An 18,207-nucleotide genomic window follows, 5' to 3' on the forward strand; every position below is an offset into this window, starting at 1 on the left:
CCGTCGTCGGTGTCGGCCGCCACCGGGACCACGTCGGCGTCGGCGTCGGGAACCCAGCTCAAATCGCGCAGCTTGCCGTCGGGGTCGCGCACCACCACGACCGCGTCCGGGGCACCGCGACCCGGCAGGCCGGCTTCGCGCACCGCGACCGCCGCGGTCGTCCCGGCGGGCACCCGGATCGGTGCTGCTGGGGCGTGGTGTGCGGGGGCGGTCATCGACGCGGTCTCCATGGCTTTCGGCTGTTCAAACGGACCCGACCATGCTATCGGGATGGCTATCGCCGAGGGTTGCAGCCTTAGGGCTGGCCCGGTTTGAGGAGGACGAACAACGCCTCGGCATCAGTGAGCACGTCGTCGCCGTCGCTCAACCGGCCCGCTACGAAGATCTTGCGGCCGTCCACCCGGTCTACTCGCGCGTCGACCTGTAATTCCTTGTCGATCGGGACGATCTGGCGGTAGTTGACGTGCAGGTACGCGGTGCGCTGGCGTGGACCGCCGGTGATCACGCCCGATGTCATACCCAAGACGGAATCGAACAGCAGCCCGAGCGCCCCACCGTGGACGGCGCCGTTGCGGCCCAGATGAAACCGGCGAAAGCGGGCCCAGCCCTCGATGCGGCCGTCGTCGGTTCGGTGCACCTTCATCGGTACCGGCAGGATATTGCCGCGATTCGGTAAGTCGATGCGGCGCCCGGACGGGGTCGCCCACTCGTCGGTGTCGAACCGACCTAGCAAGTCCGACACCTTCTCGATCAGGTCGGCCGCTTCACTGATCACCTCGTCGGGCGCATCGACCGCTCGGGCATGGTCCTGCAGGGTGCGCACCGCTTCGATGAAGCGGCCGTAGTCGGGGCCACCCTTGGTCGTCGGTTCGGGCGGGTTGAATCCGCCGCCTGGATGTCGCGCATGTTCGCCGGCCACCAGGACACCGTATTGCGCGGCCGCGGACGTCGCCGCGGGGCTAGGCGTTCTGCTCGCCGAGCGCGCTCAGCTTCGCGAACTCCTCGTCGCTGAGCTCGATCTCCGCCGCGGCGACGTTCTCCTCCAGGTGCGCGACGCTCGAGGTGCCTGGAATCGGCAAGACCACCGGTGAACGTTTGAGCAGCCACGCCAACGCCAGCTGCGAGGGTGTCGCGTGGCCGTGCTCGGCGCCGAGTTTGGCCAGCGGACCGTCCGGCGCAGCCAGTGGGCCCGCGGCCAGCGGGAACCACGGGATGAACCCGATCCCCTGCTTGGTCGCCTCGTCCAGGAGCGCCTCGGCGGAGCGGGTGGTCAGGTTGTAGAGGTTCTGCACCGACACAATCTGCGTGATCTTTTGAGCGGCGTGCAGCTGGTCGACGTTGATCTCGGACAGACCGATATGGCGGATCTTGCCTTCCTGCTGCAACTTGACCAGCTCACCGATCTGGTCTTCGAGCGGGAATTTGTCGTCGATGCGGTGCAGCTGAAACAGATCGATGGTCTCCACGCCCAGCCGCCGCAGACTCAGCTCGGCTTCTTGGCGCAAATACGCGGGAAAGCCCAGCGGAATCCACACGTCGGGCCCGGTTCGCAGCAGCCCGGCCTTGGTTGCGATCACCAGCCCGTCGTAGGGATGCAAAGCCTCCCGGATGATCTCCTCGGCGAAGTAGGGACCGTACGAGTTTGCGGTGTCGATGAAGTTGACGCCGAGCTCGGCCGCGCGCCGCAGTACGCGAACCGCTTCATCCCGGTCGGCGGGTGGGCCCCAGACACCCTTACCCGTCAGGCGCATGGCGCCGTAGCCGAGGCGGCTGATGGTGAGATCACCGCCGAGAGTGAAGGTTCCGGATGCCTGGGCGGGAGCTTGAGTAGTCACATCGCCGACCGTACGCCAGCCGCAAAAAACCGGCCACGTCCGCGTGGCAAGCTGGGTCGGTGGATTTGCACACGATTGCTCAAATGCCATTCACCTACCCGGAGGTGGGTGCGACGGCCGGCCCGATGCCCCCGGGCTACAAGCACATCGGCTACTCGGCCCATGTCGGCATGGGACAACTGCGCTTCGAGCAGGCGGCCGAGGCGGTCATGCACTGGGGCATGCAGCGTGGCGCTGGCCTGGGGGTGCAGGCTACCAGCGAGTTCATCACGGTCGGCACGGTTGTGATCGTGAAAATCGCCTTCCTAAAAGCACCCTGCCGGGTCGTGTACGTCGTCGACGAGCCACACGTCCGCGGATTCGCCTACGGCACGCTGCCCGGTCACCCCGAGTCCGGCGAGGAGCGGTTCGTGGTGCGCCACGACCCCGTCACCTCCGCGGTGTTCGCCGAGGTCTCCGCATTCTCGCGGCCGGCGACCTGGTGGAGCAGAGCCGGCGGGCCGGTCACGTCGGTGCTGCAGCGCATGATGAACAAGCGTTACGTCCGGGCGGTCTGACCCCAGCGGCCTCGACACGTAAATCGCTGCGACGACGCGCCGTGGTAAGACGCAACGTTTTCAATGTCGGGAACCGTGACGGGCGGTCCTAACACCAACCCTGCATGGGTCATGTGTTCATCGGCAGCGAGGCGGTAGCGCTCGGCAAGGTCAGCCCGTACCAGCTCCGGTCGCGGTTTAGGTCGATCTATCCCGACGTTTACCTGGCGGGCCACTCCGTCCCGTCGCTTCGGTGGCGCTCGGAAGGGGCATGGCTGTGGTCGGGGCGTCGTGGCGTCTTGGCCGGGCTCGCTGCGGCGGCATTGCATGGCTCCGATTGGATCGATGACGACGAACCCATCGAACTGATCTGGCGCAACCCGCATCCGCCGGCCGGCATCATCAGCCGTGACCAGCGGATCGACCCTGACGAGGTCACTCGTGTCGCCAGGCTGCCGGTCACCACGCCGGCGCGCACGGCATACGATCTCGGTCGGCTGCTGCGACACAACACCGCGGTAGCGCGCCTCGACGCGCTCATGCGAGCCACCCCGTTTTCCGGCGAGGACGTGCGACTGCTCGCCAAGCGTTACCCGGGCGCACGTGGCCTGCGTCAACTGAGGGCCGTACTACCACTTGTCGATGGCGGAGCCGCGTCACCCAAAGAGACGTGGCTTCGGCTGCTCCTGATTAACGCCGGGCTTTCGACTCCAACGACGCAGATACCCGTGCACGAGGACTGGCGGCTGGTCGGCCTGCTCGATATGGATTGGGAGCACTACAAAGTGGCGGTGGAGTACGACGGCGACCAGCACCGCACCAGCCGTCGGCAATACGCCAAGGACCAGTGGAGACTCCGCAAGCTCGAGGCGATGGGCTGGATCGTCATCCGAGTGATCGCCGAGGATGACCCACGTGACGTCGTGCGTCGGGTGCGCGCCGCGCTCGCCGCTCGAGGATGCCGCGACACGTAGCTCCTTGCGACAACGCGCCGACGCCTGTCGCAACGGTTTACGTCTGGGTGTTGCTGCCCCATGCTGCGAGCAGGTTTTCGGCACCGGTGCAGAGATCGTCGATGACCTCCCCGACCGGCGCGACGCCGGTGACCATCCCGACCCCCTGACCCGCGTCGACCGCCGCGATTCGACGGTCGTCGGCGGCGATCGCGGTGGCGAGTTCGGCTTCGGCATCGGCATCGTCGGCCAGCGCGTCCTCATGTCCGGTCCAGCGCGCGACGAAGTCGTTGCGCAGCACACGCGACGGAAAACGCTCCGCCCACGGCAGATGACGGACGATGTCGTACACCCGGGTGCTGGCGGTGTCGGTCTCGCGCGCCGCGACCAGCGCGCGGCGTCCGGCGTCGGTCGTCAGCGCCTCCACCGACGCCGACAGGCAGGTTCCCAGCCAGGCTCCGCTGGCCCCGGCGGCCAGCACCGCCGCGAGGCTACGCGGCGAGGCGATGCCCCCGGCCGCCAGCACCGGCACCGACACCACGTCCAACACCGCATCCAGCAGCGGCAGCGTGCCGATCGTCGCGTCCCCGTGACCGCCACCTTCGCTGCCGCGAGCCACGATCAGGTCGATACCGGCGTCCTCGGCCCTACGTGCCTCGGCGCCGTTGTAAACCTGTGTGGCAGCAGCGATTCCAGCATCGTGAACGCGGCTCACCCAGGACAGGTCGGTTCCGAAGCTGACCGAGATCAGCGCCGGTCGCGCGGCGAGCGCGGCCTCGAAAAGGCCCGCTTCTTTTCGCATCACCCAGTCCACCAGACCGATTCCGAACGTCCCTGCTACATGCGGCAATTCGGCATGCAACAACGACGTCGACCCGGCGGTGCCCATGCCGACCATGCCCAGTCCACCGGCGGCGCTGACTCCGGCAGCCAACCGCCCGCCGGCAACGCCACCCATCGGGGCGTTGACGATGGGCACGCGCAGGCCCATCGCCCGGGACCAGGGCGTCGAGAGCATCTGGCTACGCCGACGGAAGGCTTTTGAAGACGGTCAGCATGACCACCGAATCGTCGACTGCCTGTAGCGAGTGCCGTTGCGGCGGAATCACAACGTAGTCGCCGGTCTCTCCGTCCCACGCGTCGTCACCTGCGGTGATGTGGACGTGTCCCTGAAGGACCTGCAGCGAGGCCTGGCCGGGGCTGTCATGTTCGGAGAGTTCGTGCCCGGCAAGTAACGCCACCACGGTCTGCCGCAGTTCGTGGTTGTGTCCCCCATGCAAGGTGTGCGAGGCGCGACCACTGTGTGCCTGTCGTGCCTCGACCAACTTTTCGTCAGCCAAGCTGGTCAGCGAAATCGTGTCCATTCGATGCGTCCTTCGGTCGAGTGTTCCTCAGCTGGATAGTAGAAGAATTCCGCCCGCGGCCAAGGCGAGTACCTTGATCACCTCCAGACCGATGTAGACGTAATGGCCCCGCGAGCGCGGCGCGTCCATTCCGGCGAGCACCTGGTCCGAGCGTCGAGTCAGCAGGGGTCGCACTGCAACGACCTGCAGGGCCAGCACCGCGGCCGCGACGGCCAACGCGGCGTTGACCCGAGCCTGCGCCGGGCTGGCGATGGCAGCCACCAGGATCACCACCGCAATCAGAACCTCGACAGTGTTCAGCGCACGAAAAACGAGGCGACCGATACTGAGTCCGATCTGCAGTGTGACGTTCGGTGCACGGAATTTCAGCGGTGCTTCCAGAAATGAAATCGCCAGCACCATGCCCAGCCACACGAAGACAGCGGCGACTTCCACGCCCCGCGCTGCGCTCACGTCGCTAGCGTGTTATCACGAATCATGTTGACCCTCGGCCTCATCGAGCGCACGCTGCGCGACGCGGAATGCGGAGTTGGCATCCGGTACACCGCAGTACACCGCCGCCTGCAGCAGGACTTCCTTGATCTCGTCGCGGGTCAGCCCATTACGCAGGGCGCCCCGAATGTGCAGGGCGAGCTCGTCGTGGTGGCCGCGGGCGATCAGCGCGGTGAGCGTGATCATCGAACGGCTGCGGCGATCCAAACCGGGTCGAGTCCAGATTGTGCCCCAGGCGAATTCGGTGACGATCCGCTGGAAGTCCTGCGTGAACTCGGTCGTCCTGGCGTTCGCCTGCTCGACGTAGCTGTCGCCGAGCACTTCGCGGCGCACGGCCATGCCGTCCTCGTAACGGCCGGTGGTCATTTGGTTCCCAATCTCCTCAACTTCGCCAACACCTCGGCGATCCGGTCGGGCTGCTCCGCAGGTGCAAGGTGGGCGGCATGGGCCACCTGGACGAACCGTCCACGCGTGACGTGGCTGGCGATGTAGCGCAGCGATGCCGGGGGCGTAGCGATGTCGTTGGCGCCGGCCACCGCAACGACCGGGGTGTCGATCTCGCCGAGTCGATGACGGGCATCGAACTCGGCGAGCGCTTCACAGGTGCGGGCGTACCCGTCATCGTCCGCTCTGCGCAGGGTGTCCAGCAGCGCACGGGCCGACGCGGGATCGCGCTCGAAGAACCCTGGAGCGAACCAGCGTCGAATCGACGGCGCCACGACTTCGCCCGTCCCTTGGGTACGAACGACGTTGGCCCTCGACTGCCAGTCATCCGGATCACCGATCCGCGCACCCGTGCAAATCAACGCGGCTGACACGATCCGCTCCGGATTACCAAGCAGCAGTTGCAGTCCCACCGCACCGGCAACCGAGACGCCGGCATAGGTGAAGGGCCGCCGGCCGATCTTCTCTTCGACCAGTCGAAGGACGCCGGCGGCGAGGTCTTCGATGCTGAACGCGTCCTTCGGCCGGGGGCTGGCGCCGTGACCGGGTAGATCCCAGCCGATGACGTGATAGATGCCTGCCAGTCGCCGCGCCACTCCGGACCACAGTGCGGCCACCGATGTGCCCAGCGACGGGCCGACCACCAGCGTCGGCAGATCCGGGGAGCCGCCCAGATGCGATCCGCGAATTCTCGGAATACTCACGGATGGTCCTTGACTATTCGCTGGGCACGATCCACGCTCGCGTCGATCAACGCGTCGATTGCACCGAAGTAGTTGTCGGACAGCGCTTTTCCGGCGATGTCCGCAATGACACGCTGCTCACCGAGCACCTCGGCGCCGTCGAGATTGCCGGCCATCCGAGTTGAGTGGACTTCCAGGCCGGCCAGCAGTTCACCGCACTGAGAGCCGGCAACCACGGTCCGGCGGGCCAGGGTGCGTAACGTGTCCCACTCGGCATGCCACGACCCGTCGGGCCGTTCGTCGTTGGCCAGCGCGGCAGCGGTGTGCAGCGTGGCGCCCAGTGGTGGCGCACAGATCGCTGCGCGGCGAATCAGGATGGACAACACCGGGTTACGCTTCTGCGGCATGCTCGACGATCCGCCGCGACGCCCGGCGGCGGGCTCGCTCAGCTCACCGATCTCCGGGCGAGCCAGCGTCACGACGTCCGAGGCGATGCGACCCCAGGCATCGGTGCACGCAAGGAATGCGTCACCGACAGCGGTGACAGGTGCCCGGGCGGTGTGCCACGGCAATCGAGTCTCCAAGCCCAGTGTCGCTGCGAGGCCGTGCACCAGCTCGGCGGAAAGCTCCATCCGATCGCCAATACCCGACAGGGCGGCTAATTCTGTTGTCGCGGCCAGAGTTCCGCCCGCACCGCCGACCTGAACCGGGACGCCGACCGCGCTGAGTTGCGCATAGGCGTCGACGACTCCGTTGAGCCAGGACGCGACTTTCGCCCCGAAGGTGGTCGGGACGGCATGCTGAGTCAGGGTGCGGGCCACCATCCGGGTGCCGCGGTGGGTGGTCGCGAGCGCGACGAGCGCTGAAACCTGTTCGGTAAGTTGCGATATCAGCGCATCGAGCACCGCATGCGCGGCCAGCATGAGGCCGGTATCGATCACGTCTTGGCTGGTCAGGCCGCGGTGGATCCACCTGCCGATCTCCGAACCCGCCCGGTCCCGAAGCAGAGCGACCAAGCCGATGACAGGGTTGCCGCCGTCCTCCGACATGACTGCGAGTCGCGCGCAGTCACCGTCGTTCAGCAACCCCGCCAGATCGGCCTCGCCGCATTCGGGTGGCGCCAAGCCGGCCGCAACCAACGCGTCCAACCAGGCCGATTCCACGGCGACCATCGAAGCCAGCAGCGCGGCATCCGACATCAGCTCGCCGGCACGCTCATCTCCCGGCCACAGCAGGTTCGTCATCCCGGTTCACCGCCGTACGTCAAGAACACGGTCTCGAGTGCACCCTGTAGATGGATGTCGAAGCGGTAGCCACCCGTTTCGGCGTTGCAGATCAGGGTTTTCCGACGTCCGGCATCGAGATCGCGCAATAGTCGGTCGGCGTCGAGGTCACCGTCCGGCAGATATGCGCGGGTGAACACCCGGTTCAACAAGCCGCGCGCGAAGATCGTCAGTGCGAAGAACCCCGCTCGTCCGTTCGACGTTCCGGGCGTCAGTGTGCTGAAGCTGTAGTGGCCGGCGGCGTCGGTTGCGCATCGACCCCAGCCGGTGAAGGTGATGCCGTCGCGCCGCAGCGAGCCCGTCTGGTGATTCAGGAGGCCGTCCGGACCCGGTTGGGACAGTTCGATCAGTGCGTCGGGCACCGCGTCACCGGCTCCGTCGTAGACCGTACCGTGCAATCGGATAGCACCGGCGTGCTCGGCACTCACCAATTGACGGTCGCCAGGATACGGTAACGCGCGGGCGAAGAACGGCCCGACGGTTTGTCCTGGGGTGCAGGCTAATTCAGCCATCGGCACCGTCCGGTTCGGTCCAGGTTCGCCGCCCGCCCGCCACCACGATGTCCCAGCGGTAGCCGCTGGCGTATTCGGGCTCGGTCAGGTCGTGGTCGTAGGTGGCGATCAGCCGTTCGCGCGCGGCGGGGTCCACCACGGACTGGTAGATCGGGTCTAATTCCAGTAGCGGATCGCCCGGAAAGTACATCTGGGTGACCAGTCGCTGGGTGAAGGCCCTGCCGAATACCGAAAAGTGGATATGGCCTGGCCGCCAAGCATTTTGGTGATTTCGCCACGGATATGGCCCCGGCTTGATCGTCACGAACCGGAATGTCCCATCCTGCTCGGTCAGGCAACGGCCCGCTCCGATGAAGTTCGGGTCGAGCGGCGCCGGGTGCTGATCGAGGTCGTGGTGATAGCGACCGGCCGCATTGGCTTGCCAGATTTCGACCAGCTGACCCACCACCGGGCTGCCCGTCGCGTCGAGCAGCCGTCCGGTCACAACGATGCGTTCCCCGATGGGCTCGCCCGGGTGGCCGGCGGTGAGGTTTGCGTCGTGGGATTCGACTTCGCGGGCACCGAAGCAGGGCGCCCACCGTTCGACCTCGTCCGGCTCGACACGCACAAATGGCGACTGAGGATGCCGTAGCCAGCTGCTCCGGTAGGGCGCGTAGTCCAGCCGTGGCTGATCGTCGCCCGTGCCCTGGTAGTCAGCCGCGATGCGGGCGATCTCCGCGTTGATTGCGCGCTGAGATGCATCACGGGCCGACTCTGCTGCAGCCTTCATCAGATGCTGACGCTAACGCGAGAATCGGCTGCCCTCAACCATCTTCGCAGGATTTGCTTCGCCCCCACGCGCTAGAGGGCTCGCAGCATCGATTTTCTGCCCCTCAGCCGCAGCTTGTGGACCCCTCAGGCAGGTGTTGACCGCACCGAGTGGCTCCGGCATTCTCTTATGAGCAGAACTATCCTCTGTATTACAGACAGACCGTGCAAGTTGGGAGGTCGCCATGGCCGATCACCGCCGTGTGTCTGACCAGGTCCTCCACCACGTCCGGCGCGGGATGATCCCGGCACACATCTACAACGACAAAGAGCTGTTCGAACTGGAAAAGGAGCGTCTTTTCAGCCGGTCCTGGATGTTCGTCGCCCACGAGTCCGAGATCCCGCAGCACGGCGACTACGTCGTGCGGCGCGTTCTCGACGACTCGTTCATCGTCACCCGCGACGACAACGGGCGCGTCCGGGCGATGTTCAACATGTGCTTGCACCGGGGCATGCAAGTATGTCGCGCGGAGATGGGCAACGCCTCGAATTTCCGATGTCCCTACCACGGCTGGACCTACCGCAACGATGGCCGGCTCACCGGCCTGCCTTTTCACCGAGACGCCTACGGTGGAGACGAAGGATTCCCGAAAAGCAACCAAACCTTGTTGCCCGCACCACATCTCGCGGTCTATAACGGCCTGATCTTCGTCAATATGGACGCTCACGCGCAACCGCTGGCCGACTTCCTCGGCGACTTTCGGTTCTACCTGGACTTCTATACCAAGCAGAGCACCAGCGGACTCCAGGTGCGTGGCCCGCAGCGATGGAGAATCAAGGCCAACTGGAAGATCGGCGCCGAGAACTTCGCCGGGGACATGTACCACACCCCGCACACCCACGCTTCGATCGTCGACATCGGACTGTTCCGGGAGCCGAAAGCGCAGAAGCGTAAAGAAGGCGCCACCTATTGGGCAGGTTGCGGGGGCGGAACCACGTACAAGCTTCCGCCGGGCGACTTCGAGAAACGAATGCGCTACGTCGGATACCCAGGCGAGATGATCGAGCGGATCAAACAGGTCTGGACTCCGCGGCAACAACAGGTGGTCGGCGAGGACGGATTCATGATCTCGGCGGCATCGTGTTTCCCGAACCTCAGCTTCGTGCATAACTGGCCCAAGGTGCATGACGGAGCCGACGACGATGTGCTGCCCTTCATCTCCATCCGGCAGTGGCAACCGATCAGCGAAAACGAAACCGAGGTGTGCTCATGGTTCGCCGTGGACGCCGCGGCGCCAGAGGAATACAAACAAAACTCCTACAAGGCCTACCTGATGTGTTTCGGTTCGACCGGGATGTTCGAACAGGACGACGTGGAGAACTGGGTCTCTCTGACTAACACCGCCGGCGGGTCGATGGCCCGACGGCTGCTGCTGAACAGCCGGATGGGGCTGCTCGGCGACGACCGCCCGGTCGTCGATCCCCTTCCTGCCAATGCGTTTCACGGGCCCGGACGGGCACAGGTCGGCTACAACGAGCACAACCAGCGCGAGTTGCTCCGGCTGTGGGCCGACCACCTGGAACTACCACCGGTATCGGCCACCACGGCCGCCCTCGGTGCGGCGGTCACCATATGACGCATACGCGGATAGTCCGAAAGCCCCTGCCGTTCAACGACGATCGCCACCTGCAGGCGCATCAGTTCTTGGTCGACGAAGCCTATCTACTTGATGCGCGGCAATACGCGGCGTGGCTGGACACTCTTACCGACGACATCCGCTATCTGATGCCGGTGCGAGTCACGACCGCACTGGGCGCAGGCTTCGATACATCCCCGGGAATGGCTCATTTCGATGAGGACAAATACTCGCTGAGCCGGCGGGTCGCACGATTCGCCACCGAGCACGCATGGACCGAAGATCCGCCGTCGCGGATGCGGCACTACATCACCAACGTGCGCACGTTCGCGGGCGACGACGACGCACACCTTGTCGTCGAATCAGCGGAATTACTGTTCCGCAGCCGCGGCGACGTCAACGAAGCTGCGCTGGTGTCGTGCGGACGCACGGACGTGTTGCGCCGGTGCGACGACCAGTGGAAGCTCGCCCGCCGCACTATCCTCGTCGACGAATCGGTGTTACGAATGCAGAATCTGGCGGTGTTTCTGTGAACGAGCAACTGGATGACTTGCTGACCGGCGCGGTCGGCGAACCGATAACGCTGGCAAACGAATTCAGCGAAGTCGTGGTTCGCCGCGTCGATACCCGTAACGGGTCGCGGTTGCTGGTGTTGGCACCGAGGTCCGGTCGGTGGATCAGCCTCGACGCGCTCGAGGTAGAGGCGCTGACCCGCCAGAACGCGCGCACCTTGGCCGCGATGGTCGGCAGTACCTCGGCGCCGCTGCTGCCCGACGAAGGCGACCGACAATGAGCGGTTGGCTGCACGGCAAACGCGCGCTGATCGTCGGCGGCGGATCCGGCATCGGCAGGGCGGTCATCGATGCGTTCCGTGATGAAGGCGCAAAAGTTGCTGTGCTAGAACGTGATACCGATAAGTGTGACGCGTTGCGGCACGATTTCAAGAAGGTCCCAGTGGTCGAAGGCGACGCGACCACCCGCGCCGCCAATGATCTGGCGGTCGCCACAGCGGTCGAGGCGTTCGACGGCCTCGACACCCTGGTGAACTGTGTCGGGATCTTCGACTTCTACCAGGGTATCGGCGACATCGATGCCGACGACCTGCCGGTCGCGTTCGACGAGATGTTCCGGACCAACGTGCTCAGCTATCTGCAATCGGTCAAAGCTGCGGTACCTGCGTTGCAAGCCGGAACCGGATCGTCGATCGTGCTGGCCGAGTCCGCGTCGTCGTTCTATCCCGGACGCGGCGGCGTGCTGTACGTGTCGTCGAAGTTCGCGGTCCGCGGCCTGATCGCCGCACTGGCTCACGAGTTGGCGCCGCAGATAAGGGTCAACGGAGTTGCACCGGGCGGCACGCTGAACACCGACCTACGTGGCCTGAATGCTCTCGGCCAGCACAGCACCCGCCTCGACGACACCCCCAACCGCGCCGACGATCTGGCCGCGCGCACTCCGCTGAACGTGGCACTCGACGGCACAGACCACGCGTGGAGCTTCGCATTTCTGGCCTCCGACCGTGCCCGCGGTATCACCGGTGAAACTATCCATCCCGACGGCGGATTCGGCCTTGGAGCGCGAGAGTGAATCTCGACGAACAACGCGCGCTGGTAGCCGAAGCGTGCCGGGTCGCGGCGGCACGGGGCCTGGTCGACGGCATCCTGGGTCATCTGAGTCTGCGAATCGACGATGAGCGATTGCTCATCCGATGCCGCAGCGGCTCCGACCAGGGTGTGGCGTTCACCCGGCCATCCGATATTCGCCTCATCGAATTCGACGGCAGCCCGGGCGCTCCCGATGAGCTCGATCAATACCGGGTTCCCAACGAGCTGCCCATTCACGTCGAGACCATGCTGGCCAATCCTCAACACCGGGCGGTGGCCCATCTGCACCCGCCCGCCGTCGTGGCCGCCGATCTCGCCGGCATTGCCATCAAACCGATCTACGGGGCCTACGACATCCCCGGAGCATGGTTGGCCCGCGGTGGCGTGCCCGTTTACGAACGCGCGGTGCTGATCCGAAACGACAAGCTGGGCAAGGAGATGGTCGCCGCGATGCGCGGACGACCGGTGGTGATCTGCCGAGGGCACGGCATCACGAGTGCGGCCGCCACTGTTGAGCAGACGGTGCTGCAGGCGATCAGCCTGGACGCTCTGGCGCAGATGTCACTGCAGATACGCGCCGCGGGCGGCACGCTGCGCGAAATCGACGACGCCGACTGGGATGAGCTCCCTGATCTGGGTGCCGCATTCACCACCGAGGCGGCCTGGCGGCACGAGGTCGCGCGTTTGGCCGATCAGCCGAGCTGATCGCCAATCTCCTTGGCCGACTCGATAAGCGCGCTCGCGACGGAGCCGTAAAGCGAACGGCTGAGCCGATGTTGCGGAGCTGCCGCGTTGAGCGCCAACCGTAGCCCCGGCGCCCGGGTCGGGATCGGCACCGCTACCGACGCGACACCTTCTTCGCTTTCTTCGCGGTTGACCGCATAGCCCTGTTCACGTATCCGAGCGAGCTCGGCCTCCAGCTTGTCGCGGCTACCGATCGATCGCGCGGTAACGCGCGTCAAACTCTCCTCGGGCAGCAGCTGATGCAATTCCGCCGTCGGTAGCTGAGCCAGCATCGCCTTGCCGGTCGAGGTGCAATGCGCCGGCATGATGCGCCCGAGCCGCGACGCCACTCGCACCGCCGACGGCCCCTCTACCGCGGCGACGAAACGCACGGCGGCGCCGTCCAGCATTCCGACATGCACCGTCTCGCGGAGGCGTTCACTGAGCCCGCGCATGACAGGGGTAACGGTTCCGGCGATGTCGATGCGGCCGAAAATCGCGAAAGCCACACTGGTTAACGCGGGACCGGGCAGATAGGCCTTCGACACCGGGTCCTGGCGGACGAACCCTCGGTAGGCCAGCATCGCCAACAATCGATGAGCGGTCGACGACGCAACGCCGAGATACCGGGTGGCCTCGCTCAACCGAATCTCGGGCTGGTCCCCCAGTAACAGAAGCAGTTTCAGCGCCTTGTCGACCGACTCGATCGGGTACTGAGGCGCAAGCGAATCGGTGTTCGCCCGCCGCGCCTTTTTCTGCATGACAGAAAAGGTACCTGCGATACGGCACGCTGCGTATGACTTATCGCCGGTCGCCGCAGCATCCGGCGATCGGTCGGGCATCCTTAACCCATGACCGTGGATGCGCTCTTGCAGTCAATCCCCCCGCTGGCCGTGTATGGCATGGTCGGCGCGGTCGTCGGCGTGGAAAGCCTGGGCATCCCGCTCCCCGGTGAAATCGTTCTGGTCAGCGCGGCATTGCTGTCGTCGCGGCACGAGCTGGCGGTCAACCCCGTCGGTGTCGGTCTTGCCGCGGTGCTCGGCGCCGTCATCGGCGACTCGACCGGCTACACCATTGGCCGCCGCCTGGGCCTGCCACTGTTCGACCGACTGGGCCGGCGCTTCCCGAATCATTTCGGCCCCGGGCATGTGATGTTCGCCGAACGACTCTTCGACCGCTGGGGCGCACGGGCGGTGTTCCTCGGGCGGTTCATCGCGCTGCTGCGGATATTCGCCGGACCGCTGGCCGGGGCGCTGAAGATGCGCTACCCGCGATTCCTGCTGGCCAACGTCTCGGGCGCCGTCTGCTGGGCGGGCGGCACCACTGCGCTGGTGTACTACGCGGGGATGGCGGCCGAACGTTGGCTCACACGCTTCTCTTGGATCGCCTTGGTGTTCGCCGTCGTATGCGGGGTGATCGCTGCAATTGTGTTGCGTGAGCGCACATCCCGCGCGATCGCCGAGCTCGAGGCCGAGCACTCCGGCGAATCCGACACCACCGTCGCATAAAACGTCGTCGCCCACCAGGCAAGAACCGGCGCAATTCGACACATGTCATCGATGCGCCAAGGGCGCCGCATAGCAAATTATTCAATCCGTTTTTCAATATCAGACAAACTCAGCCGTACTTAAGGGGGTTGGCATATCGCGGTTTGCCGGAAAGTCACCTGCTGGACCCGGACTGCCGAAGACGGACCCAGGCGGCCTTGATGCGCCAGTCAGACCGATCGCTGAAAAGTCCTGTATCTATTGACCTTTCGCGGTGCAAAAGCGGGCTACGCCAATTACCGAGCGCCCACATAGAATACCTAGGTATACCCCGTAGCAACCCGGGCAAAACTTCGCACAAAAAGCCTGCACTTCGTGCGATCCTCACCCAATTCTCAGACGAATCGCCATGGACAGAATCGATGCCGTTCTGTTATAAAGATATATCTGCTAACACACGTCGGTCTTAAGCTTCTAGGGCAGGCATCCATATCTCGGCGCGTCGCGCCTGTGGATCAGGAGCATGATCATGAATACTTTTGCAATCGCCGACCCGTCCTTCCACCCACTGATGCTGAGCAGTCGCCTGATCTCGGAATTGGCGCACGCACGGAGCACCCTGCGGGCGACCACCGAACGCTGCGACTTGGCAGTGATCGTCAGCGCCGGCGGTGAACTGGATGCATCAAACGACGCCATCTGGCGACGCCTGCTCAGCGAGGCGGCCGCGGCCGCGGCTCCTCCGGGACCGCTCGTCGTGGACATCAGCGGTCTGGACTTCATGGGATGCTGCGCGTACGCCGCGCTCGCCGAGCAGGCAGAGCTCTGTCGGGACCGCGGAATCGAGATGCGGCTGGTGAGTAACCAGCCGGTCGTCTCGCGGATCCTGGCGGCGTGTGGCCTCAGCGAGGCCCTGCCGGTGGACACCAGCGTGGACGCCGCGCTGGCGTCGTGCGTTCTCGTCGACTGACCCGCGTTCGCCTGTTAGCCGCAGAAGCGCTGGGCTAGGCGCGCTTTGGCACTTGGCCAAACGCGCTCAGCTCGGGAGTCCGAAGAGTTGGACCACCCCGTGATCGCGACCGGCGGTGTAACCACCGTCGACAGCGATGGCCTGGCCGCTGACGAAAGACGCATCGGGCGACACCAGAAACGCCGCCATGGCGGCAATCTCCTCCGGTCGGCCCATCCGCTGCAGGGCATGCTCTTCGGTGACGGATGCCCGCGGGCCTTCCATCCCGGGCAGACCGAAAACACTTTCGGTCAAAGGGGTTTCGATGAAGCCGGGGCAGATAGCGTTGGCCCGGATACCGCTTGGCCCGTAGTCGAGTGCGATGTTCTTGGTAAGCATCACGACACCGCCCTTGGCCGCGTTGTAGACGCTGCCACCCGCCGTGCCTTCCAGGCCTTCGATGCTGGCCAACGTCACGATCGAACCCCGCTCACCGTCGACCCGCGGCTGTTCGATCATCCGGGCCAGCGCCGCCTTGGCGACGAGGAAAGTGCCGGTGAGGTTAATCGTGATCACCCGTTCCCACTCGGCGCGATCCAGCAGATGTACCGGCCCGCCGCCGGCAACCCCAGCCGAGTGGACCACCCCGTCGAGTCGGTCCGGGACGGCGTCCAGCACAGCAGCGATCGCGGCCTCGTCGGTCACGTCCGCGGCCACGAACCGGAAGTCCGGGCCAAGGTCAGGAGGAGCGGCCAGGTCGGCGCCGACGACGTTGCCTCCCTCGGCCAGCAATCGCTCGGCCGTCGCCAGACCGATACCGGATGCGACGCCTGTGACGACGAACATGCGTGAACGGGCGCGGTCGGCGCTCACCATGGCTGATCCTCTCGAATTCGGCTGTTGCCCAATCAAAGTCCGAATTGGTCGTCGATAAGACCAAGCCAGATCTGCGCGACATCCATCGCCACCTTTTCGCTGATGAACGCGTGCTGGGTGCCGGTGTAGATGTCGCGGAACGCACGCTCGAGTCGACTACCCTCGCGGATCGCGGTGGTGCCGGCCGCAAGGTGGGCCCATTCGGCGGCGGCCCTGGCCGTGTCAGTGGCGTAGACCGCGGCCACTCTCATGTCGGCGCGTAACCGGGGCGTGAGGTCATCACCCGACTCCACGGCGGACTCGGCTGCCACGAATGCGTCGAGCACTAGCAGGCGCGCAGCGCGCCACGCCGCGACATGATGGGCCAGCCCTTTCTGGAAGGTCTGCCGGCTGGCCAGCGTCGCCATGTCGCTCATCCGCACCTTGGTCGCGGCTATCTCTTCGACATCGTCGAGCATGCTTTTGGCCACCCCCAGCGCAAACGAAGCGTGACCGGCGGCGGTGACGGGCATCAGGCCCATCCGGCTTGCCGCCGAACTCCCCCGGACAGGGTCGCGAATGAACAACGGAATGGTTCGGTATTCCGGCACGAAGACATCGGCGACGTTGTAGTCGTAAGAGCCAGTGCCCTTGAGCCCCTGGACATGCCATCCATCGGTGAAGGTGACCTCTTCGCGGGGCAGAAACGCCACCCGCATATCCGGAATGCCCTCGCTGATCCAGCGCATCTCGCCGTCGTCCATCGGGAAGAAGCCGGCCCCGATATAGGCCGAGTGGCCGGTACCCGAGCCGAAGCTCCACGCGCCACTCAGTTGGTAGCCACCGTCGACCGCTGTTCCCTGACCGTTGGGAAAGTACTGGCCGCCGATGGTGATGCGGTTGTCGTTCCTGGTGAATATCTCGGCGAAGCCATCGTCGGGAAGGTAGGTCGCCGCCGCGAACGTCGACGGCAGGTTCGCGATACCGATCCAGCCGAAAGAGCCATCTTGCCAAGCCATTTCGATCCAGGTGTCGATCATCTCCTGGAACGATGGCTCGACACCGCCGGCCGCCACCGGATTGAACGCAGACATCAGGCCGCAGGCCCACATCTCGTCGACGATCACCGGCGATAGTGTGCGCAAACGCTCGGATTCGCCAGCCTCCGCGCGAACCACGTCGCGCATCCCGCGAGCTCGATCGGCTACTGCCACCTCAGCCACCCGCGCGCTCCTTTCGGTCTGCTGCCGTACATCATCGGCGATGAAGACCGCTTGGCGTCACTGATTGGTTTCCGGCCAGACCTCGCTGGTCGGGAAGGCGCCCTGACTACGCCCAGTCCACTCTTTGACCCGGGCCTTTTCTGCCGCCCGCGCCTTGGCTTCGGCCTTCTTCCGGGCCTCGAAGCTGTCCGGGTCTTCGTCTTCTTCCTCATCGGGGTTGTCGTCGACCTCGAAGACGACCTCGTACCACCGCTTGTGGGGTTGCACTCGCGTCTCGAGGTCGCCTGTCGGAGTCGCGCGCCTGACCTGGACGTTCTCCAGGCTCGGATCACGGCGGGAGATGTACAACTCAAGCGCCTCCGCTAACGGGAGTCCACTGAGATTGATGTCTGCGAGCGCCCTGCCTTGGTACATAGCCACGCCGGACATCTTGCAACGGAATCGGGACGGACGCATTCTTTTCCGGCCACGTCGCGCTCCCCCGTGTACGCCCGCCGAGACGAATGACCTCCCGTCCGGACCGCAGTTGCGGGAAAGACGGGGCCGCCGTGGTCGTAGAAACCGTGTTGCACATACGGCGGAGGAGGCGGTCCACCGGGACCGCCCGGTCCACCAGGTCCGGGACCAGGACCTGCCCAGCCCGGGAGGGGCGTCAGCGATCGGCCCGTGGCCCGGTCCCGCAAGACTCGGTCAAAAGTCGATATAAGTCGGCGCCGGCTTCGATGGAGCGGCATCCGCAACTCCCGTGCCGACTGCCAGTCCCGACACACCAAGGGCAGCCGCCGATGCCCGTTGTCGGATCACCGAACCCGACGCTGAGGTTGCCGCCTACTTGGGTGCAGCTGATTGGACCGGCGACGTTCTGCGCCTGGCCGTCGATGAC

Annotated in this window: 23 protein-coding genes and 1 pseudogene; 9 read left to right on the forward strand and 15 right to left on the reverse strand. The window is 65.3% G+C overall.

Features of this window, described 5'->3' with window-relative positions; all coding sequences use genetic code 11:
• From thrS to WAO18_RS05245, 3 genes and pseudogenes are all read right to left on the reverse strand, one after another.
• Window positions 1-215, reverse strand: a pseudogene (gene thrS, locus WAO18_RS05235) (threonine--tRNA ligase); the annotation flags it as partial.
• Window positions 216-295: 80 nt separating this feature from the next.
• The gene (locus WAO18_RS05240; RefSeq protein ID WP_422204512.1) at window positions 296-922 is read right to left on the reverse strand and encodes a PaaI family thioesterase; all 627 of its coding nucleotides are present in this window, start codon (window positions 920-922) and stop codon (window positions 296-298) included.
• A 37-nt stretch (window positions 923-959) separates the two neighbouring features.
• Window positions 960-1,835 (reverse strand): aldo/keto reductase, encoded by an 876-nt coding sequence (locus WAO18_RS05245; RefSeq protein WP_422204454.1) that lies wholly within the window; start codon window positions 1,833-1,835, stop codon window positions 960-962.
• A gap of 59 nt (window positions 1,836-1,894) precedes the next feature.
• Between WAO18_RS05245 and WAO18_RS05250 the strand changes: the two genes are divergently transcribed.
• Complete coding sequence (locus WAO18_RS05250) at window positions 1,895-2,392, forward strand: DUF1990 domain-containing protein (RefSeq protein WP_422204456.1); 498 nt, start codon at window positions 1,895-1,897, stop codon at window positions 2,390-2,392.
• A gap of 104 nt (window positions 2,393-2,496) precedes the next feature.
• A complete protein-coding gene (locus WAO18_RS05255) occupies window positions 2,497-3,345 on the forward strand; it encodes a DUF559 domain-containing protein (RefSeq protein ID WP_422204457.1) in 849 nt (282 codons plus the stop codon).
• Window positions 3,346-3,382: 37 nt separating this feature from the next.
• On the opposite strand, the gene WAO18_RS05260 is transcribed toward WAO18_RS05255, so the two are convergent.
• The 8 genes from WAO18_RS05260 to pcaH are packed head-to-tail and all read right to left on the reverse strand — an operon-like array spanning window position 3,383 to window position 8,871.
• Window positions 3,383-4,342: an NAD(P)H-dependent flavin oxidoreductase gene (locus WAO18_RS05260; protein ID WP_422204459.1), complete on the reverse strand. Its 960-nt coding sequence runs from the start codon at window positions 4,340-4,342 to the stop codon at window positions 3,383-3,385.
• A gap of 4 nt (window positions 4,343-4,346) precedes the next feature.
• Complete coding sequence (locus WAO18_RS05265; RefSeq protein WP_422204461.1) at window positions 4,347-4,688, reverse strand: cupin domain-containing protein; 342 nt, start codon at window positions 4,686-4,688, stop codon at window positions 4,347-4,349.
• A gap of 27 nt (window positions 4,689-4,715) precedes the next feature.
• Entirely contained in the window at window positions 4,716-5,141 is a 426-nt protein-coding gene (locus WAO18_RS05270; protein WP_422204462.1) for a hypothetical protein, read from the reverse strand.
• Between the two features lie 15 nt (window positions 5,142-5,156).
• A complete protein-coding gene (gene pcaC, locus WAO18_RS05275; protein ID WP_422204464.1) occupies window positions 5,157-5,546 on the reverse strand; it encodes a 4-carboxymuconolactone decarboxylase in 390 nt (129 codons plus the stop codon).
• Window positions 5,543-6,328, reverse strand: coding sequence for an alpha/beta fold hydrolase (locus WAO18_RS05280; RefSeq protein ID WP_422204465.1), 786 nt, complete (start codon window positions 6,326-6,328; stop codon window positions 5,543-5,545). Before WAO18_RS05280 ends, pcaC begins: the two co-directional genes overlap by 4 nt.
• Entirely contained in the window at window positions 6,325-7,551 is a 1,227-nt protein-coding gene (locus tag WAO18_RS05285; RefSeq protein ID WP_422204466.1) for a lyase family protein, read from the reverse strand. The genes WAO18_RS05280 and WAO18_RS05285 overlap by 4 nt, the downstream gene beginning before the upstream one ends.
• Window positions 7,548-8,102, reverse strand: a complete 555-nt coding sequence (pcaG, locus tag WAO18_RS05290) for a protocatechuate 3,4-dioxygenase subunit alpha (RefSeq protein WP_422204468.1) — start codon at window positions 8,100-8,102, stop codon at window positions 7,548-7,550. Before pcaG ends, WAO18_RS05285 begins: the two co-directional genes overlap by 4 nt.
• A complete protein-coding gene (gene pcaH, locus WAO18_RS05295; protein WP_422204470.1) occupies window positions 8,095-8,871 on the reverse strand; it encodes a protocatechuate 3,4-dioxygenase subunit beta in 777 nt (258 codons plus the stop codon). Before pcaH ends, pcaG begins: the two co-directional genes overlap by 8 nt.
• 223 nt (window positions 8,872-9,094) lie before the next feature.
• Between pcaH and WAO18_RS05300 the strand changes: the two genes are divergently transcribed.
• From WAO18_RS05300 to WAO18_RS05320, 5 genes are read left to right on the forward strand one after another with little or no spacing between them, the layout of a single operon-like run.
• On the forward strand, window positions 9,095-10,486 hold the full coding sequence (locus WAO18_RS05300; protein ID WP_422204472.1) for an aromatic ring-hydroxylating dioxygenase subunit alpha: 1,392 nt from the start codon (window positions 9,095-9,097) through the stop codon (window positions 10,484-10,486).
• Window positions 10,483-11,019, forward strand: coding sequence for a 3-phenylpropionate/cinnamic acid dioxygenase subunit beta (locus WAO18_RS05305; RefSeq protein ID WP_422204474.1), 537 nt, complete (start codon window positions 10,483-10,485; stop codon window positions 11,017-11,019). Before WAO18_RS05300 ends, WAO18_RS05305 begins: the two co-directional genes overlap by 4 nt.
• Window positions 11,016-11,279: a dihydrodiol dehydrogenase gene (locus WAO18_RS05310; RefSeq protein WP_422204476.1), complete on the forward strand. Its 264-nt coding sequence runs from the start codon at window positions 11,016-11,018 to the stop codon at window positions 11,277-11,279. The genes WAO18_RS05305 and WAO18_RS05310 overlap by 4 nt, the downstream gene beginning before the upstream one ends.
• Window positions 11,276-12,070 carry a 3-(cis-5,6-dihydroxycyclohexa-1,3-dien-1-yl)propanoate dehydrogenase gene (gene hcaB / locus WAO18_RS05315; protein WP_422204478.1) on the forward strand — a complete coding sequence of 265 codons (795 nt, stop codon included), beginning with the start codon at window positions 11,276-11,278 and terminating at the stop codon, window positions 12,068-12,070. The genes WAO18_RS05310 and hcaB overlap by 4 nt, the downstream gene beginning before the upstream one ends.
• A complete protein-coding gene (locus WAO18_RS05320) occupies window positions 12,067-12,792 on the forward strand; it encodes a class II aldolase/adducin family protein (protein ID WP_422204479.1) in 726 nt (241 codons plus the stop codon). Before hcaB ends, WAO18_RS05320 begins: the two co-directional genes overlap by 4 nt.
• Here WAO18_RS05320 and WAO18_RS05325 read toward each other — a convergent pair.
• Complete coding sequence (locus tag WAO18_RS05325) at window positions 12,780-13,571, reverse strand: IclR family transcriptional regulator (RefSeq protein WP_422204481.1); 792 nt, start codon at window positions 13,569-13,571, stop codon at window positions 12,780-12,782. The genes WAO18_RS05320 and WAO18_RS05325 overlap by 13 nt on opposite strands.
• 90 nt (window positions 13,572-13,661) lie before the next feature.
• Between WAO18_RS05325 and WAO18_RS05330 the strand changes: the two genes are divergently transcribed.
• Together WAO18_RS05330 and WAO18_RS05335 are read left to right on the forward strand one after the other, a co-directional pair.
• Entirely contained in the window at window positions 13,662-14,318 is a 657-nt protein-coding gene (locus tag WAO18_RS05330; protein WP_422204483.1) for a DedA family protein, read from the forward strand.
• A 508-nt stretch (window positions 14,319-14,826) separates the two neighbouring features.
• Window positions 14,827-15,267, forward strand: coding sequence for an anti-sigma factor antagonist (locus WAO18_RS05335; RefSeq protein ID WP_422204485.1), 441 nt, complete (start codon window positions 14,827-14,829; stop codon window positions 15,265-15,267).
• A 66-nt stretch (window positions 15,268-15,333) separates the two neighbouring features.
• Here WAO18_RS05335 and WAO18_RS05340 read toward each other — a convergent pair whose 3' ends face one another.
• From WAO18_RS05340 to WAO18_RS05350, 3 genes are all read right to left on the reverse strand, one after another.
• Window positions 15,334-16,122: an SDR family NAD(P)-dependent oxidoreductase gene (locus tag WAO18_RS05340; protein WP_422204487.1), complete on the reverse strand. Its 789-nt coding sequence runs from the start codon at window positions 16,120-16,122 to the stop codon at window positions 15,334-15,336.
• A 32-nt stretch (window positions 16,123-16,154) separates the two neighbouring features.
• A complete protein-coding gene (locus tag WAO18_RS05345) occupies window positions 16,155-17,288 on the reverse strand; it encodes an acyl-CoA dehydrogenase family protein (protein ID WP_422204514.1) in 1,134 nt (377 codons plus the stop codon).
• A gap of 93 nt (window positions 17,289-17,381) precedes the next feature.
• Entirely contained in the window at window positions 17,382-17,744 is a 363-nt protein-coding gene (locus WAO18_RS05350; protein ID WP_422204489.1) for a hypothetical protein, read from the reverse strand.
• Window positions 17,745-18,207: the final 463 nt, after the last annotated feature.

Origin of the sequence: Mycobacterium sp. (assembly GCF_049278535.1) — a bacterium.
Classification (GTDB): domain Bacteria; phylum Actinomycetota; class Actinomycetes; order Mycobacteriales; family Mycobacteriaceae; genus Mycobacterium.

What these genes read in the sequence shown, in the direction of transcription:
- WAO18_RS05345 (WP_422204514.1), bottom strand. Translation starts at nt 17,288, where the DNA reads ATGCGCGACGTGGTTCGCGCGGAGGCTGGCGAATCCGAGCGTTTGCGC.
- WAO18_RS05265 (WP_422204461.1), bottom strand. Translation starts at nt 4,688, where the DNA reads ATGGACACGATTTCGCTGACCAGCTTGGCTGACGAAAAGTTGGTCGAG.
- WAO18_RS05330 (WP_422204483.1), top strand. Translation starts at nt 13,662, where the DNA reads ATGACCGTGGATGCGCTCTTGCAGTCAATCCCCCCGCTGGCCGTGTAT.
- WAO18_RS05300 (WP_422204472.1), top strand. Translation starts at nt 9,095, where the DNA reads ATGGCCGATCACCGCCGTGTGTCTGACCAGGTCCTCCACCACGTCCGG.
- WAO18_RS05255 (WP_422204457.1), top strand. Translation starts at nt 2,497, where the DNA reads ATGGGTCATGTGTTCATCGGCAGCGAGGCGGTAGCGCTCGGCAAGGTC.
- WAO18_RS05325 (WP_422204481.1), bottom strand. Translation starts at nt 13,571, where the DNA reads ATGCAGAAAAAGGCGCGGCGGGCGAACACCGATTCGCTTGCGCCTCAG.
- WAO18_RS05335 (WP_422204485.1), top strand. Translation starts at nt 14,827, where the DNA reads ATGAATACTTTTGCAATCGCCGACCCGTCCTTCCACCCACTGATGCTG.
- pcaG (WP_422204468.1), bottom strand. Translation starts at nt 8,102, where the DNA reads ATGGCTGAATTAGCCTGCACCCCAGGACAAACCGTCGGGCCGTTCTTC.
- pcaH (WP_422204470.1), bottom strand. Translation starts at nt 8,871, where the DNA reads ATGAAGGCTGCAGCAGAGTCGGCCCGTGATGCATCTCAGCGCGCAATC.
- WAO18_RS05285 (WP_422204466.1), bottom strand. Translation starts at nt 7,551, where the DNA reads ATGACGAACCTGCTGTGGCCGGGAGATGAGCGTGCCGGCGAGCTGATG.
- WAO18_RS05340 (WP_422204487.1), bottom strand. Translation starts at nt 16,122, where the DNA reads ATGGTGAGCGCCGACCGCGCCCGTTCACGCATGTTCGTCGTCACAGGC.
- hcaB (WP_422204478.1), top strand. Translation starts at nt 11,276, where the DNA reads ATGAGCGGTTGGCTGCACGGCAAACGCGCGCTGATCGTCGGCGGCGGA.
- WAO18_RS05305 (WP_422204474.1), top strand. Translation starts at nt 10,483, where the DNA reads ATGACGCATACGCGGATAGTCCGAAAGCCCCTGCCGTTCAACGACGAT.
- pcaC (WP_422204464.1), bottom strand. Translation starts at nt 5,546, where the DNA reads ATGACCACCGGCCGTTACGAGGACGGCATGGCCGTGCGCCGCGAAGTG.
- WAO18_RS05260 (WP_422204459.1), bottom strand. Translation starts at nt 4,342, where the DNA reads ATGCTCTCGACGCCCTGGTCCCGGGCGATGGGCCTGCGCGTGCCCATC.